This window comes from Falsibacillus pallidus (assembly GCF_050990905.1).
In the GTDB taxonomy this organism is placed as follows: domain Bacteria; phylum Bacillota; class Bacilli; order Bacillales; family DSM-25281; genus Falsibacillus; species Falsibacillus pallidus_A.
This window is the reverse complement of the sequence record NZ_CP158866.1, coordinates 1,735,276-1,750,340: the sequence shown is the minus strand read 5'-3', so window position 1 is coordinate 1,750,340 and position 15,065 is coordinate 1,735,276. Positions and strand designations below refer to the sequence as shown.

Here is a 15,065-nt window from a genome sequence, read left to right as displayed (position 1 = left end):
AATTTTTTATAAAATGGGTTTGACTATAACGCAGCGTAAAGGTGTAAAGTGAAATTGTCAGGAGGTGAGCACATGGAGTATACGGTTCAGAAACTGGGGAAATTGGCTGGAATCAGCGCCAGGACTCTAAGGTATTATGATGAGATTGACCTTCTTAAGCCGGCAAGAATCAATTCATCTGGATATCGAATCTATGGGCAGGGTGAAGTCGATCTGCTGCAGCAAATCCTCTTCTATCGGGAGCTTGGCCTTTCCCTTGAAACCATCAAAGAAATCATAGCATCACCGGAATTTGACAGCGCAAAAGCATTGAATGAACACCGTGAACAACTCCTTGACAGACGTAAGCAGCTGGACCTCCTCATCCAAAACGTGGAGAAGACCATTGCAGAAAAAGAAGGGAGAACCACCATGTCAAACAAAGAAAAATTCGAAGGCTTCAAGAAAAAAATGATAGATGAAAATGAAGAGAAATATGGAAAAGAAATTCGAGAAAAATACGGGGATGAAACAGTAGACCAGTCCAATCAAAAAGTAATGAATATGACTGAAAGCGAGCATGAAGAAGCAAACAAACTCGCGGTAGAACTGCACCAAACCCTTGCAGATGCATTCAAGACAGGAGATCCTGGAGGAGAATTGGGGCAAAAGGCAGCAGAACTGCATAAGAATTGGCTGATGATTTACTGGAATTCCTATAGTAAAGAAGCACATGCTGGGCTTGCCCAAATGTATGTGGATGATGAACGCTTCACTGCCTACTACGACAAGGAGCAGCCAGGGACAGCAGCTTTCCTCAGGGATGCCATCCATATTTATACCGGAATGATAAAATAATGAAAAGCCGGCAGAGGATTGATCACCCTTTGTCGGCTAACTTGATTTACTCGAAATTTAGGCAGAATTACTAGAACAACGATGCTTTTTGCTAGAACTGCCGAACATTTTGCTAGAAACTCTAACATTTTTACTAGAACATCCCCCACCAGAGACAAAATCCCTAGTAAATACCTTGAAAATTCACCGCATTCATCTTCAACCCGAGCTCAACAGCTGCAGCATTCAGCAATTCCCAAGAAAAACAGTAAAATTTCCAATAAACAATCCTGTCTTCTTCTATTTCAATGAAGTGGATGTTGTTTAGATAATCCCCATCATCCTTTATCTCACTTTCAACCACAACTGTCCGGCCCCAAAGCTCCGCAATTGAAGCACGAAGAGAGCCTTGTCCCGCAGCCACTTGCGTCCAGTCATTCAAGGAATTCTTTAATGTTTCATCTTTTCCATATTCAATTCCGGCATGCGTGATTTCTGTGACAACATTTTCATCCAACAGGGCTGCAATGAGATTCGGATCTTTTTTTTCAAACCCTTCCAGCAATCGTTCAAGTGTGGCAGAATTTGCGGAGCTGTCTTGCACATTCAACTGTTCCTCACTAGGTAAATCGTTATTTAGCTCAGAAAGAACCACCCGAGCTCGATTGATATTGGCATATACAGCACCTTGTGTAGAACCAAGTATCTCCGCAGCCTCTTTTGCACAAAATTGAAAAACATCTACAAGCAGGAGAGATGTATACTGTTTTGGAGTCAAGCGGCGAACCAAGTAATCAAGGCTCTCAATCACTTCTAGATTATTTGATGCATCGGTATCCTGCTTCCATTCAATTTCATATCCTCCAGCAATAGCTGCCTTCCCTTTTCTGCACTGATCGATCCAAAGGTTTGAAGCAATACGAAATAAATACGCTTTCAAATTCAATTCCTGAAAAACTTTTGTCAGCATCGAAAGTGACTTCAATAATGTTTCCTGCACTAAGTCCTCTGCATCCCACGGAGAGCCTGTTAGCCGGTAGCAATACCACCATAAGTCCTTTCGAAATGGCTCAATGGTTCTCTTATATTCCTTTTCAACGGAGCGCATCTTCTCACTCCATGAAACGACGGACTGATCTTTCATTCTTTATACCCCTTTGGTTTACATAATAATATTATATTAAACTTTTAAACTTTTCACCCTACTTACTTCTTCACCTCATACTCCAATTCCTCTCAACATAAAAAACCTAAACCAAATTGGTTCAGGTTCTATCAGGGTCATCCTTGAATAATGCGATAATTGAAAAAAGAAGCCCCGTTATGAAAAATGATAGCGTTACGATCCAATGGAACAGATAAAACGAAAAGAGCGTCGATACAAACATGAACATCAGCCATAGCAGCGGTTGGCGTTTTCTAAATTTGTCCAGCATTTTTTTGGCTCCAATAATAATTCTCCAATGCTTCGGCCAACGCTTCCATGGAACGGTCCAGTTCAGCCCGGTTATTATCTACTCCGCCCACTTCCACTAACATCGATCTCGAAGATAAGTCCTGGTTATAAACGCCGTCCCCCATGGATTTATTTTTCAAAAGAACGCCCCTGCTCAATCCAGGATAATGGGCTTCCAAATACGTATGCAGTTTTTCGGCAAATGCCAGGTTTTCTTTATAGGATTTATGCTCCTCTCCTACAATGAAATAAAGCCGTGCATAGCTTTTGTCATTAATGGCAATGGTTGTATCCTCTCTTCTTAGGGAATCACGATGAAGATCGATGAACATCTTTAAACTTTTCTCATCTGCCATGGCTTCTTGAACGACAGACCTGGAGAGCTGGTAGGATTGATTGGTCGTCAACCCCTTCCCGTGGAGCTTTTCCGCCATATTATCCCGATCATGTTCAGCACCGATTCCATTTTGGTCCAGCGCATCCGCTAAGGTGGTCCCCGCTGAAATAATGTTCAAATCAGGATTGGAGCTGACTGCATCGTTTGGTTTTTTGGCATTTGGTAAAAGCGGCAGGAAGGATTCCCAGCTATGCGAGTGATAAATATAAACCACCTTCTCCAAATTCGGATGAGCGGGTGGATTTGCAGCTGGATTTCCACTTCCTGTTGGCTCCTCATCATTGAGGAGGACATCCATCGGTGGATTAGATTCAACAGGGAGATTTGTAAAATTGCTCCCCTTTCCAGCGATTTGGATCTTCGTATCAAAATTGGCGAAGCCCGGAAGCTCCCTGCCTAAGAGAGAACGAATATCATAAGGCTTTACATTGGTCGCCATCATGAAGCTCATTTGACTGAGTGAAGTGCTTCCTTCTTCGGGAGCTGGAAACGCATGATTTTCACTCATAAAACTATGTGCATACAGCTCAGACGCATTAATATTCTTCAATAGTGATGACATATATTCAGAAGAAATTTTGTTGGCGGCAAGGCCAGAAATGCTTGATGCAAGCATGAAAAAGAATAGTATCATAACAACAATCATCATGATTTTTTTGGAGTACCATCTCAGCTGTCCCAGCATCATTTTTCCCACCCCCTATAAAAAGGTATGCGGATCTGCGGGGGTTATGAAAAAGGAAATTTGTTATGGGAGGCACAGTGCAAAAAAGCTGATCCATCCAAAAGGATGATCCGCTTTCAAATTTCTTCCTGTATCTGCTGCTAGCTGGATCTTCTCATATGAATCGGCTTTCTCATTTTCGCTTTTGATCCAGAACGTTTTCTATAATAGGTAAATAGGTTCCCTAAACAGAGACCAATAAATAAATACAATAATCCTCCTGAAAGTGCATAAATAAGCGTGCCTATAGCGCCCGTTAGAAAACCATATATTATTTGATCCTTATCCTTGGCAGGAGATGTCGGAAGATCTGTCAGCATAAAGAATGCAAAAAATAATGTTGCATTAATAAATGGTGGTCTAAAGGCATCTGCTGCTAAGGTAGAATGGAAAAAACCCATGATTGCCAATAGAAGAAATGATGTCCCTAAAAAAGTAAAGACTTGAGGGAATTTATGCACACGGTTGACGATGATATACCCGCCTATCAGCAAAAGGAGAATTGTCCATGACGTAAGATCTCCAAATGCCCCCCACCAGCTCTGGCCGGTTCTGAAAAGAAGGTACGATAACAGCAATCCTACTGCTGCAGGATTAAAGATGGGTTTATTCTTATAGGCAATAAAATGTTTTGATAAAATGGCAAGTACAGCCGTAGAGGCAATTACCCACATGGAAGCTGCCGTACTCGAAACTAGTGCGATAATCAAACCTGTGATTACGGCACCATCCGGAACTGTCCACTTCCTTCCTCTTTTTTTGATATTCAGGGCTGCATCAACCACAACCCCTGCAATAACTGCCACTAATGCATTTTTGAACCCACCCATGTCTTTGTAGCCTATTGTTGCAAAAATAAGAAAACTGATCATTGCAATGACCACATATCCTTTAGGGGTTTTAACCCATTTTTTAAATGTCATCTTTGTTTCCCCCCACCTTTACAATATTTAAATCCGATGTAATTAACAGCCCCGCTGCACCCGCTGATTTCAATAATGTATCCGCTTCTTCAGCCTCCAATAGGAAGCATGACGTAGAAAGGGCATCCGCCAACATTGCGGAAGGAGCAATGACCGTTGCACTTACCCATCGATTAGGTGAGCGTGTTGTTTCTGGAAGGATAATATGGTGGTTTTCAGGACTATCCTCATTCTTTCTTTCATAACTACCACTCGTGCAAAGGGCCTGATTTGAGATATCAAGTACTTGGATGACCTCAGCAGCTTTTGCCGGATGTTGTATACCGATTCTCCACGGGGTGTCCTTTTGCTCCATCCCTCCTGCATATACGTCTCCACCGGCATTTACGATAAACCCCTCAAACTCGTTTAGTTCAGCTGCTGCCAAATCAATCGCAAATCCTTTTGCAACAGCTCCCAAATCCATTATTAGAGGATTTTTTAATTGTAAGCTCATGTTGGATTCATCAAGAATGATATCCTTATATGTGCCGGTTGAATCCGCGGGATCCGTAGAAATTCGTTCTCCCGTTAAATAATTTTGGTCAAATCCATTTTGTTCCATGGCCTTGCCGATGGAGGGGTCGAACCTTCCACCCGTCGCATTTGCTACTTCTAAAGCGAACTTTAAAGGACCAAATAAATAGGGGCTGATATTTACTGCTTTTCCTGCTACGCTGCATGCACGCATTAATTCACTCTCTGGATTAAAACGGCTGCAGGCTTGTTCCACTTTGCGAAAATGCTCAAAAGCCCGCTCAATAGCAGCTTCTGCCTCTTTTTCTGCAGCGCCATTCCAAGTTGCAATCTTAATTTCTATCAATGTATCCATAAATAGTTTAATTTTTCTCATCATATCCCCTACGAATTTTCGGCTTGACTCAGCGCATCCTGCACCGCATTTTTAAAAGCTTCAGTACTGTATGTGGCCCCTGAAACATTTTCGACGTTATAACTTTGCTCAGCGACAACTTGATCAGGAAGATTCACGACATCGTCTTCTGAATAGTGCATACCCCAATCACTGATTTGAACATCAACGATCTTATCTTTCTTTAAGGTCACGGATACTTGGATTTCTCCTCTCCTGTTCATTCCCATTCCGGTATAGGTACCATCTCTGTATTGCTGTTTCGGAGTTTGGATCGTTTCACTAGTGATCGAATTTGTTTTATCTTTATTAGTACTGGATACTTGTCCATTTGTCTGCTTATTTAAAAACTCGTATTGTGCGGATTCCGTTTTGACAGCGTCCTGTTCCGTTGTATAAAAACCGCCTGCATACACGGCAGCAACGGCGGCGCTGCAGAGAACAACCCATTTTTTGTCCATCTTCCCCATCTGAATCCTCCTTGGCATCATTTGTCTGATACACCAAGCATAAATGTCCACTTTTAAAATTTCTTTAAAAATACACTTTTAATTAAATTGACTGCTTATTACTTAATAATCCAAATAGCAAAAAGACCCGCATTTCTGCGAGTCATTATGTCTTGGTGTGATGTAAGAGTGGAAGTTTAATAATAAATTCACTGCCTTCATTTAGCTTTGATACTGCCGTTATCTGTCCTCCGTGAGCTTCTACAATTCATTTAGCGATGGATAGGCCAAGTCCTGAACCACCGGTCGACCTGTTTCTCTCTTTTTCACTTCGATAAAAGCGATCAAAGATATAAGGCAAATCATCCTCGGAAATGCCTTTCCCATTGTCTTTAATTTTTATGGTCAAATGGCCGCTGCCTTCCCTTTTACACATAACCAAAATTTGTCCACACTGGTGACTGTATTTAATGGCATTATCCAATAAGATAACAAATAATTGATGGATCCGCTCTTTATCTCCAAAGCAGTAAATATTTTTTTCTATTGATTTTTTCAATTTCAATTCTTTCATATCAGCAATCGGCTGGAACTGCTCCACTAAACTTTCAAGCAGATTATCCATTGCGAAAGAGCTTGGATTAATCTGCTGTTCATTGGAATCGTATCTTGCCAGCGTCAATAAGTCGCCCACCAGCTTGCTTAACCGCTTCACTTCTGAAAGACCATTATAAATGCTCGTTATTTCCTCTTCGATTGTGCGGGTTGGATGCCTGAAGAGCCTTTCTAATTGCGTCTGAATAATGGCAAGGGGGGTTCGGAGTTCATGCGAAGCATCCCCAACAAACTGCACCTGTTTTTCCCACGATCTTTGGATGGGAATCAAGGCTTTGTTGGCAAGGAATAAGCCAGCTACAAACGAAATTGCAAGCCCGATTACACTGCCAAAAGCAATTAGCAGAAGAAGTTTTTTCAACACCTTCTCCTCAGGATCTATGTTATAAACAAGCTGTACAGTGGCTGATGAAGGAACTTTTTTCGGTTCGGATTTCTTTACTTTATGTTTAAGTATCCTATAGGTGTGGCCCCCAATAGATTTCGTTCTTACCTTCTTATCATCATTCGTTGGCTTTAGCGAGGCCAATTCTTTGCTGTAAAAGGCTTTTTCCGGAAAACTTTTGAGCAGGTTCCCTTTCTCATCCCAGAACAAATATGTTACCTTGCGCTCCGTTTCCCTCTCTTTTTCCTCTGACTTTATTTCATTTGAGTTCTGTACCAGGAAAGACTCCTTATGACGCAGCCGGTCGTCAATCGAAGAATAAGAGATTCTTTCCATAAACAAGTACAAGCTAAAGCCCAAGATGGTAAGGACAATAAAAAATACAAGTGTAAAAAGCGAGACTAATTCAAATTTAGTTTTGCGGAACATTTACTTCTCCTTTTAGCATAAATCCAATCCCACGGACGGTGACAATCCAATGATCCATTTGAAAGGGAACAAGTTTTTTTCGGAGGTGGTGAACATATACATCCACGACATTCACTCCTGCCTCTGAGCTGAATCCCCAGATTCGATTAAAGATTTGATCACGCAGAAGAATCTGCTCCCTATTTAAAATAAAGAATTCAAGCAATCGAAATTCTTTTATTGTCAAATTCAGTTTTTCTCCATTTATAAAGGCATCATGGTCAATTATCTTGATTGGTCCATAGCCAATTTCCGCTTCTGCCATATCTCCTTTTCCGCGGAGGAGTACTCTAATGCGGGCGAGCAATTCTGGTCCGGCAAACGGCTTGATTAAATAGTCATCGGCTCCTGCATCAAGCCCTTTGACCCTATCCGTGACACTGTCTTTAGCAGTCAAAAGCAAGATAGGCGTCTTTATAGCTTGTCTTCTCAAAGATTGTACAATCGAAAAACCATCCATCTCAGGAAGCATAATATCAAGGATGATTGCGTCATAAATATTCTGTTCCGCAAGCATTAGACCATCCATGCCGGTATAGGCAGCATCCACATCATATTTTTCTTCTCTTAATAAATCTGCAATCCCTTCAGCTAACATTCTCTCATCATCAATGATTAGTATTTTCATCTTTGCCTCCAAATTCTTTACCTGCTCCTATTTTATCCTTCCATTATTAAAATATCTTTAAAAATGGATGGGCAGTGAATCAAAATTGAAAATACATAATAAAAAAGTACATCACTAGTAATAGCGATATACTTTGGGAAGCTATATTCATACACAATGTAATTAAACCACCGGTATTGCGATGAATAATGTCCTCCATCTAAAGATTTTCATACTTCAAGCCGGCTAAGAATATGTTCAGTAATTTCATTGACACTCAATTTATCCGTTTGTATATACTCATCAAATGTTCCGGAAGCAAAACCAGACAGGCCTTTCTCTATTTGCTGGAAGCACCAATTCCCTTCTTCTTCCCCTCTTTTCAAAAGCCGATCAGCAATGGTTTCCTTTTCACCCATTAAACAAAAATGATGTGTTTTGTCGTCTATTTTCTTGAACCCGTTATAAATGTATTCAAATCGTTCCTGATTATAAATCGTCATCGGAACAATCAATGTTTCGTGATATGTCTCCATCAATTCTTCAGCCACTTTCACGACAAGTTTTTTCCACATGATGTAGTCCTGAAAGTCCCCGGTCTTGGCCTCATTTTGCCTGATTTCTAAAGGAATCATTTCCCGGAGCAAATACCCTACCATTTCCGGATCAAAAAGAATACTTCCACTGATTCTGCTCTTCAATTCCTCAGCTACACTCGTTTTTCCAACCCCAAAAGCCCCATTGATCATAATAATCATCGTTCTGCACGCTCCAAATAAACTGAAATTTTCTTTATAATTTCTTGATAAAATTCCTCTTCATGAGGGACAAATGCTTCTTTTCCTACGGTTTCCTTCATTATAAATGCCTCTCCGTCTTTTGTATGGCAGAAGCCTTCTATATGAACATTAAGGCTTTTTCCCGTCCAAAGCTCCCTGAATTTGCTAAATTCAATTCTGACGATACCTGCAACTTCCTCTTTTTGAAGTTCATAGTTATTGATTGGTCCTTCTTGTATGTAAAGATATGTATGTGCCCGTTCCCGATCAATCAGATCACCACGCACCACTTCATAGGGGATGACACCTAATGGAATCAATTCACTCAAGGCTAGCTCAATTCCGACTTCTTCCTTCACTTCACGAAGCCCATCGGACACAGTTTCGTCTGCAAGCAGGTGCCCCGCCGTTGTAATATCCAATAGATTAGGATAATCTTTCTTATCTTCACTTCGGAGCTGAAGGTGGATGTAGTCCACTTTATTCTCCCTTGTCACAAACCAACAGTGAAACGTTTCATGCCAATGGCCAAGCCGGTGGATTTCTTCCCTTGGTGCAACCCCTAATTCGGTACCATTTTCATCAACGATTTTAATTAATTCAGTTTCCATGTGATGCACCTGCTTTGATTTCAAAAGTTATAATTCCAAATAAACTTCATACTTGAGCTATCTCTCAAGAATTTGATAATCTTTCGTCTTTTCAACTGCAATATTATTTATTTCAGCAAAAGAAACAAGATTTTCATAAACTTCTGCTGGTTTAAAACGAATAATCCTCAGTCTCATTCCTTGTACTGGACATATTGAAATACATCTTGATGCCCACCCTGTACGTTTACATTTGATTATCTTAATGTCACTAGAAGTTAGACTGCGGCAATAAATTATTGCGAAAAAAAACTTCACTCGATATATGATTTTTTCATTTGTGATTTCCAACTCAAAATCAATTAATAACAGAATTGCTGTCAAAATTGCTACAGCTATATCAAACAAGAATCCTGTAATATCAACATCGAGAAGCATACTTTGAATACATAAAAGTATAAGAATAGTAAAAAGAGGCAATCGTTTCAATTCAGCAGAATAGATCATTTGCACCCCAGCCTCTCCCTATTACTTACTCAGTTCCATTGCTGTCGCTATCAGCATAATATTGGACAACTTTTTCATACAGAACCAACTCCTGTTGTCCTTTTTCGGTCAGGGTGTAAACCCCGCGCTGCACGCGCTCGAACCAGCCTTCATAATTTTTACTCAAAATGGAGGTGGTCTTATCACCCGTACCTAAATCGCGCAGCCCTTTTGGAGACATTGGCCCATTTTCCTTCAGGAGGTGGGCAATTTGAATGCAGTTTTCTTTATAGGCAGTGACAATTTTTGTTTTGGTGCTGCCCCCTACATTATAGTCGCCGTTTCTGCCTTGGATTTCCTGGATAATCTGCTTTCGTTTCCGCTTATTTTGCTGCCTGGTCTTTTTCCGGTCAAATGGCTGCGGCTCAATTCTCACTTCTGCTTTAGGGGCGCTTCCCTGAAAAGAGACGATAATCAAACCAAGTTCCAATCGTCTGATTAAATGACACAGGTCCTTCCACTTTTTCGAAAACAAACTGTACTTCGGCTTTGGTATCCCTATATAAACCTGGTCCGCTGCCTTTTGTCTCTTAGCTGCCTGTATAAGTAGATCGACGGTCATGTTCAGCTTCAATTCCACAACGAGCAATTCATCATCCTTGATTGCTGCAATATCACAATGCTTCACTTCACCATATACATCGTATCCCTGTTTGACAAAATACTTCCTGATCGGCTCATATAGATCCGCTTCAAGCCGCTTTTCCTGCTGTTTTTTCATATGTATCGCAACCTTCTATATTTGTATAACTGTTTTATATCTATCAATTCTTTATAGATACCTATAACTTTATCAAAACTATCAATCACTATTCCTATTATATCACTCACACTATTTTCCTGACTAAAAATTCCATAAATCCGACTGGAATTAATTAAAAAAACGCCAAATAAATGGCGTCTCCTCATTCTTCATTATACTCCTGATTTTTCATTTCAGTCATATCCCTCACCCCCGTATGGGCATAGGATTTAGTTGAACGCTTTAATTTATACGCTTTTGAATAGCGCTCCATTTCTTCTTGCTGCTCTTTCCATAAATGCAATCAAGATAAGAGAAATGAGTAAATAACCAATCCCGATACTGAACTCTTTCATTAATAAAGGAGCAATGGCATAGGATTCTAAACCAAAAATCCCTCTCAATGCCTCAATACTATTTGTCAATGGAAGCATCCTAGCGATACTCTCCAATGGCCCTGGTAGAAAATGAACGGCAAAGTTGGCACCGCACAAAATCTGAGTGACCGCAAGTACGATGTTCAAATACAAATTTGGATTTTCTACTAAAAGACTTACAGCTGCAAAAATCATTGAGAAACTCATCATGGAAAACAAGGTGATGACCATTAAAACAAAAAGTGTTCCAGCCTTCATCAAAGGCATCTCAAGTCCAAACAAGAAATGTCCAATAACCAAGCCAGCAGCAAATACGAATGACGAATCCAAGAAAGGTACAATGGCCTTCCTCAAAATGATTAATAATGTCGATGTAGGAGATGCAATGCTCAGCTCAAGTGTTCCGAATCTTCTCTCCATCCTGAACATGTTCAAAAAGTTGATGGACATTGTTTGAAACGTATAGAAGGCAATATTTCCGATTACGACGAATTTTATAAATTCTGATCCTATAACAGAACTGACCAAGGCGGCATAAAACAAGTAATGAATAATCGGATCAATAAGTCTGAACAGGATAAATAGTTTTACGGATTGAAAAGAATAGATTGCCTTATAATTTATATTGGTAAACCCGTATTTATACAGCAGCATTAGATCGCCCCCAAATTTCCTTTTTGGCGTATGATGTTCTCTATCCTCTTCACGATAAAATAAGAAGCAGCCAAGTAAACAAGGCTTACCAATACCGCTATAATCAATGAAGTATACATGTTTGGCGAGAGCAGCAATGATTCATGCACAGCTTTGATACTCCAGGTCATCGGTATCAAGTAGGAAATAAACCTGAGTGCTAAAGGCAAATGATCAACTGGAATCAAGACCCCGCAAATCAAAATCATTGGCATTAGGATTAAATTTTGAAAATCAAACGCGTTTTGAAAAGCTACGAAAACGATAGCCAATATCAATCCAGCAACACTCAATGAAAAAACAAGGACGAGTACAGTTAAAAAGAATAGTGAATAATCTTCAACCCCTATTGAAAAATGAAAAATGAACTTGGCGTATACAAAGCTTAAAATCATGGAAATGAGTGCAATTACTGAATTGCTGATGGTTTTTGAAAGTATGATTTTGAACAAAGACACCGGTGCAGCAATTAAAAGCTTTAAAGTATCGCTCCATTTCTGTGATATTAGCGAAGATCCTGAAGAATATAAAACATAGCTCCACATACTGATCAACGCCGATGCCACCACAAATTTATCTGACTGGATGTCACCTCTTACTTGCTTCAAAAAATAAAAAATAGTCAAAAACATAAAAGGCTGAAAAAACAGCAAAAATTGATACATTCTGTTATTGAAGTTCGTGAAATATTTAACTTCCCTTATAAGCAGCCAAACAGAGTTCATGCCATCACCCAACATCCTTCATATGATGGACGTAAGCATCCTCTAAAGAGATATCCTTCTTCCGCAGTTTCAATACCATACCATATCTGCCAAGATGGTCTGAAATTTTCTCTGTATTCGACTCATCGACCTCGAAGTTAACTGTATAAAATGGTTCTTTGATTGCCTCTATTTCCACATTCGTAAAGAAGCTGTCTCTTTTTAAACCCTCTGCATCAGATAGATTCATAGTAGCCTCGTATAATTTAAGATGGTTGCAGCTATCTTTTATCTCCTCGGGATTGCCTATCATACTCAGCTTCCCATTTTTAATGAATGCAATCCGATCACAAAGCTCATCAGCTTCCTGCATATAATGTGTGGTTAAAATGATTGTAATTCCATTACTTGAAAGTTTCTTAACTAAATCTCGCAATAGCCTTGCCCCTAATGGATCCAATCCAATCGTCGGTTCATCCAAGAAAAGGATTTGCGGCTCATTGATCAAACATCTGGCAATATGAAGCCTTTGGGTCATTCCCTTTGAATAAGTATGTATTTTCTGACCTTCATTATCCTTTAATTCCACTAATTCTAGCAGCTCACTAATTAATTGTGTTTGTTCTTTGTTCTTTATTTTGTATAGGGTACAGAAGTAGTGCAGATATTCCCTCGCCGTAAGCCTCCCATATACCCCTCGTTCCCCTCCGTAGACAAAATTGATTTTATCCCTGATCTTGCGGCTTTCGGTGACAACATCATAACCAAGAACCTTCGCATTGCCTCCTGTTGGCAGAAGAAGGGTTGTCAATATTTTAATTGTTGTTGTCTTCCCTGCTCCATTTGGTCCAAGCAGTCCAAATACCTCTCCTTTATAAACTTCAAAAGATACATCATCTAAAGCCTTTTTCGTCCCCTTCTTTATCTTGTAGGAACGGGCCAGGCCATTTACCTCAATCACCTTTTGCAAAAACCTCACTCCCTCCATATATCTCATAACATCTTACAATATTACCATAAATTATCATTTTGTGTTTAGAATTTTCAGAAATTTAAAGAAGTAAACCAAAAGTGACAGGCACGCCCCGATTTTTGTCGATTAAAAAAACCCCTGATTCAACAGGGGCTTTACTCGTAAAATAATTTTTAAAATGTAAATTGCTGAACCAGCTTGTTTAAGTTGGCTGACTCTTTTTCAAGCATCCTCGCACTGTTTGCCACTTCTTCCATCGAACTGCTCGACTGTTCTGAAGTAGCTGTCACTTCTTCCACTCCAGCAGCGGTTTCCTCAGATACAGAAGCGATTGTATCAATGGAGGCATTGATGCCCTTCGTATTATCCAACAGTTCAAACATGGACGAAGACATCGCTGCTACTTGATTCGTGGTATTTTCAATTGTTTCTTTCAATAATTTAAATTTCTCGCCAGTCACATTGATTTGCTTCGTTCCATCAGATACTAATTGATAGCTGTCATTCAGTCTATCTACCACTTGCTTCGATTCATTTTGAACATCTGACACGATGGACGTGATATTCGTAATGGATTGAGTGACCTGGTCCGCTAATTTCCTAACTTCATCTGCCACCACAGCAAAGCCTCTGCCGTGTTCACCTGCACGCGCCGCCTCAATGGCAGCATTCAAGGATAGCAGGTTTGTCTGTTCTGATATTTCCTTTATGACTTGTACCAAATCAGTAATCTGTCCGGTTTTTTCGTCCAATCCTTTGACCATGTTTAATGACGATTTAATTTGACTGTCTATCTCGTTCATTTGTTTAACAGATTGAATCATATTCTGAGTACCATCACCGGTAATTTCCAACATCTGTTTAGAGTTTTCCTTTACATTTTCGCCTTCCATTGCTGCGTTCATGATGCTTTGTGAAAAGTCGCTCATTTTTTCCAGCAGGCTAGAAGCTGAATGGGCTTGTTCTTCTGCACCACTCGACAATTCCTGCATAGTCGATGCGATTTGAGTGCTTCCCATCCCAACCTCATCAGCATGCTGAGTCAGTTCTTCGCTCTGGCTTGTCACTTGGTCGGATACACGTGTAATTTCAAGCATCATATCCCGAAGCTTCTTTTTCATATGATTCATCGAATTGAATAATTGCCCGATCTCGTCTTTTCTTTTCACTTCAAGGGTTTCAGTGGAGAGATTACCATTGGCAAGCTGCCCCATCTGTAATGTAACTTTTTTAATAGGAGCTGCTAAATGTCTTGAAAAAAGAATGGTAATAATGCTTCCAATGATTAAAGAAGCAGCCAATGTAATCAACAGCATCAATAAAATGGAATTAGCCGATTTGTTAAAGTCCATTTGATATGTACCCGCTGAAATGACCCATCCCCAGTTTGGATCCACTTCACTGTATGTAGTTTTTGGTTCTATTGCATTCGGATCATTCGGAAGCGGCCATTTATAGGTGACAAATCCACCTCCGGTTTGTGCTTTTTTAACAAGGTCATGGATAAAATACTTGCCTTCTTCATCTTTTGTATCCCATACATTTTTGCCCTCCAGAGAGGGATGAGCAAGTTCATTTCCATTTGCATCAAGAACAAAGAAATATCCGTTGTCCCCTAAATCTATCTTATTTGCAATTTTACGTTTTCCATCAGATTGTTTCGGACCAATTAAAGCCTCTTTAAATTTCTCTTGGGCTTCTTCCTCGGTCAAATGGCCATTTTGGACTTCGCCATTTAACGTATCAGCAAGCCTGACCGCCATTTTAACCCCATTTTTTAAATTCGTTTCACCTAAACTGTTAAGATGATCCTTTGCTTGAAAAAATCCAACAAGACCTATAATAAGTGCGGGAATGACAAGTAACAGGAAAGATACGCTGATCACTTTCCATTTGATTGTTTTCATTCTC

The 15,065-nt window shown here is 40.0% G+C and carries 16 protein-coding genes; 1 reads left to right on the top strand and 15 read right to left on the bottom strand.

The window, feature by feature from the left end; genetic code table 11:
- The first annotated feature begins 72 nt into the window (after positions 1 to 72).
- Entirely contained in the window at positions 73 to 837 is a 765-nt protein-coding gene (locus ABTV07_RS09185) for a MerR family transcriptional regulator (protein ID WP_433750322.1), read from the top strand.
- Positions 838 to 1,000: 163 nt separating this feature from the next.
- On the opposite strand, the gene ABTV07_RS09180 is transcribed toward ABTV07_RS09185, so the two are convergent.
- The 15 genes from ABTV07_RS09180 to ABTV07_RS09110 form a co-directional block, all read right to left on the bottom strand.
- Entirely contained in the window at positions 1,001 to 1,960 is a 960-nt protein-coding gene (locus tag ABTV07_RS09180; protein WP_433750320.1) for a sigma-70 family RNA polymerase sigma factor, read from the bottom strand.
- 275 nt (positions 1,961 to 2,235) lie between these two features.
- Complete coding sequence (spoIIP, locus tag ABTV07_RS09175) at positions 2,236 to 3,357, bottom strand: stage II sporulation protein P (RefSeq protein ID WP_433750317.1); 1,122 nt, start codon at positions 3,355 to 3,357, stop codon at positions 2,236 to 2,238.
- Positions 3,358 to 3,494: 137 nt separating this feature from the next.
- Positions 3,495 to 4,316 (bottom strand): RnfABCDGE type electron transport complex subunit D, encoded by an 822-nt coding sequence (locus ABTV07_RS09170; protein WP_433750314.1) that lies wholly within the window; start codon positions 4,314 to 4,316, stop codon positions 3,495 to 3,497.
- Complete coding sequence (locus tag ABTV07_RS09165) at positions 4,306 to 5,208, bottom strand: FAD:protein FMN transferase (protein ID WP_433750312.1); 903 nt, start codon at positions 5,206 to 5,208, stop codon at positions 4,306 to 4,308. The genes ABTV07_RS09170 and ABTV07_RS09165 overlap by 11 nt, the downstream gene beginning before the upstream one ends.
- Positions 5,209 to 5,216: 8 nt before the next feature.
- Positions 5,217 to 5,696, bottom strand: a complete 480-nt coding sequence (locus tag ABTV07_RS09160) for an FMN-binding protein (RefSeq protein ID WP_433750309.1) — start codon at positions 5,694 to 5,696, stop codon at positions 5,217 to 5,219.
- A 247-nt stretch (positions 5,697 to 5,943) separates the two neighbouring features.
- On the bottom strand, positions 5,944 to 7,104 hold the full coding sequence (locus ABTV07_RS09155) for a sensor histidine kinase (protein WP_433750306.1): 1,161 nt from the start codon (positions 7,102 to 7,104) through the stop codon (positions 5,944 to 5,946).
- Positions 7,088 to 7,771, bottom strand: coding sequence for a response regulator transcription factor (locus tag ABTV07_RS09150; protein ID WP_433750303.1), 684 nt, complete (start codon positions 7,769 to 7,771; stop codon positions 7,088 to 7,090). Before ABTV07_RS09150 ends, ABTV07_RS09155 begins: the two co-directional genes overlap by 17 nt.
- Before the next feature lie 209 nt (positions 7,772 to 7,980).
- On the bottom strand, positions 7,981 to 8,508 hold the full coding sequence (locus ABTV07_RS09145; RefSeq protein ID WP_433750300.1) for an AAA family ATPase: 528 nt from the start codon (positions 8,506 to 8,508) through the stop codon (positions 7,981 to 7,983).
- Positions 8,505 to 9,140 (bottom strand): NUDIX hydrolase, encoded by a 636-nt coding sequence (locus ABTV07_RS09140; RefSeq protein ID WP_433750297.1) that lies wholly within the window; start codon positions 9,138 to 9,140, stop codon positions 8,505 to 8,507. Before ABTV07_RS09140 ends, ABTV07_RS09145 begins: the two co-directional genes overlap by 4 nt.
- Positions 9,141 to 9,197: 57 nt before the next feature.
- Positions 9,198 to 9,632 (bottom strand): hypothetical protein, encoded by a 435-nt coding sequence (locus tag ABTV07_RS09135; RefSeq protein ID WP_433750294.1) that lies wholly within the window; start codon positions 9,630 to 9,632, stop codon positions 9,198 to 9,200.
- A gap of 19 nt (positions 9,633 to 9,651) precedes the next feature.
- Positions 9,652 to 10,386, bottom strand: a complete 735-nt coding sequence (locus ABTV07_RS09130) for a DUF2161 domain-containing phosphodiesterase (RefSeq protein ID WP_433750292.1) — start codon at positions 10,384 to 10,386, stop codon at positions 9,652 to 9,654.
- A 269-nt stretch (positions 10,387 to 10,655) separates the two neighbouring features.
- A complete protein-coding gene (locus ABTV07_RS09125) occupies positions 10,656 to 11,438 on the bottom strand; it encodes an ABC transporter permease (protein ID WP_433750290.1) in 783 nt (260 codons plus the stop codon).
- Positions 11,438 to 12,202, bottom strand: coding sequence for an ABC transporter permease (locus ABTV07_RS09120; protein WP_158538308.1), 765 nt, complete (start codon positions 12,200 to 12,202; stop codon positions 11,438 to 11,440). Before ABTV07_RS09120 ends, ABTV07_RS09125 begins: the two co-directional genes overlap by 1 nt.
- A 4-nt stretch (positions 12,203 to 12,206) precedes the next feature.
- Positions 12,207 to 13,142 carry an ABC transporter ATP-binding protein gene (locus ABTV07_RS09115; RefSeq protein WP_433751166.1) on the bottom strand — a complete coding sequence of 312 codons (936 nt, stop codon included), beginning with the start codon at positions 13,140 to 13,142 and terminating at the stop codon, positions 12,207 to 12,209.
- 185 nt (positions 13,143 to 13,327) lie between these two features.
- The gene (locus ABTV07_RS09110) at positions 13,328 to 15,061 is read right to left on the bottom strand and encodes a methyl-accepting chemotaxis protein (RefSeq protein WP_433750286.1); all 1,734 of its coding nucleotides are present in this window, start codon (positions 15,059 to 15,061) and stop codon (positions 13,328 to 13,330) included.
- Positions 15,062 to 15,065: the final 4 nt, after the last annotated feature.

What these genes read in the sequence shown, in the direction of transcription:
- ABTV07_RS09185 (WP_433750322.1), top strand. Translation starts at nt 73, where the DNA reads ATGGAGTATACGGTTCAGAAACTGGGGAAATTGGCTGGAATCAGCGCC.
- ABTV07_RS09180 (WP_433750320.1), bottom strand. Translation starts at nt 1,960, where the DNA reads ATGAAAGATCAGTCCGTCGTTTCATGGAGTGAGAAGATGCGCTCCGTT.
- spoIIP (WP_433750317.1), bottom strand. Translation starts at nt 3,357, where the DNA reads ATGATGCTGGGACAGCTGAGATGGTACTCCAAAAAAATCATGATGATT.
- ABTV07_RS09170 (WP_433750314.1), bottom strand. Translation starts at nt 4,316, where the DNA reads ATGACATTTAAAAAATGGGTTAAAACCCCTAAAGGATATGTGGTCATT.
- ABTV07_RS09165 (WP_433750312.1), bottom strand. Translation starts at nt 5,208, where the DNA reads ATGAGAAAAATTAAACTATTTATGGATACATTGATAGAAATTAAGATT.
- ABTV07_RS09160 (WP_433750309.1), bottom strand. Translation starts at nt 5,696, where the DNA reads ATGGGGAAGATGGACAAAAAATGGGTTGTTCTCTGCAGCGCCGCCGTT.
- ABTV07_RS09155 (WP_433750306.1), bottom strand. Translation starts at nt 7,104, where the DNA reads ATGTTCCGCAAAACTAAATTTGAATTAGTCTCGCTTTTTACACTTGTA.
- ABTV07_RS09150 (WP_433750303.1), bottom strand. Translation starts at nt 7,771, where the DNA reads ATGAAAATACTAATCATTGATGATGAGAGAATGTTAGCTGAAGGGATT.
- ABTV07_RS09145 (WP_433750300.1), bottom strand. Translation starts at nt 8,508, where the DNA reads ATGATTATTATGATCAATGGGGCTTTTGGGGTTGGAAAAACGAGTGTA.
- ABTV07_RS09140 (WP_433750297.1), bottom strand. Translation starts at nt 9,140, where the DNA reads ATGGAAACTGAATTAATTAAAATCGTTGATGAAAATGGTACCGAATTA.
- ABTV07_RS09130 (WP_433750292.1), bottom strand. Translation starts at nt 10,386, where the DNA reads ATGAAAAAACAGCAGGAAAAGCGGCTTGAAGCGGATCTATATGAGCCG.
- ABTV07_RS09125 (WP_433750290.1), bottom strand. Translation starts at nt 11,438, where the DNA reads ATGCTGCTGTATAAATACGGGTTTACCAATATAAATTATAAGGCAATC.
- ABTV07_RS09120 (WP_158538308.1), bottom strand. Translation starts at nt 12,202, where the DNA reads ATGAACTCTGTTTGGCTGCTTATAAGGGAAGTTAAATATTTCACGAAC.
- ABTV07_RS09110 (WP_433750286.1), bottom strand. Translation starts at nt 15,061, where the DNA reads ATGAAAACAATCAAATGGAAAGTGATCAGCGTATCTTTCCTGTTACTT.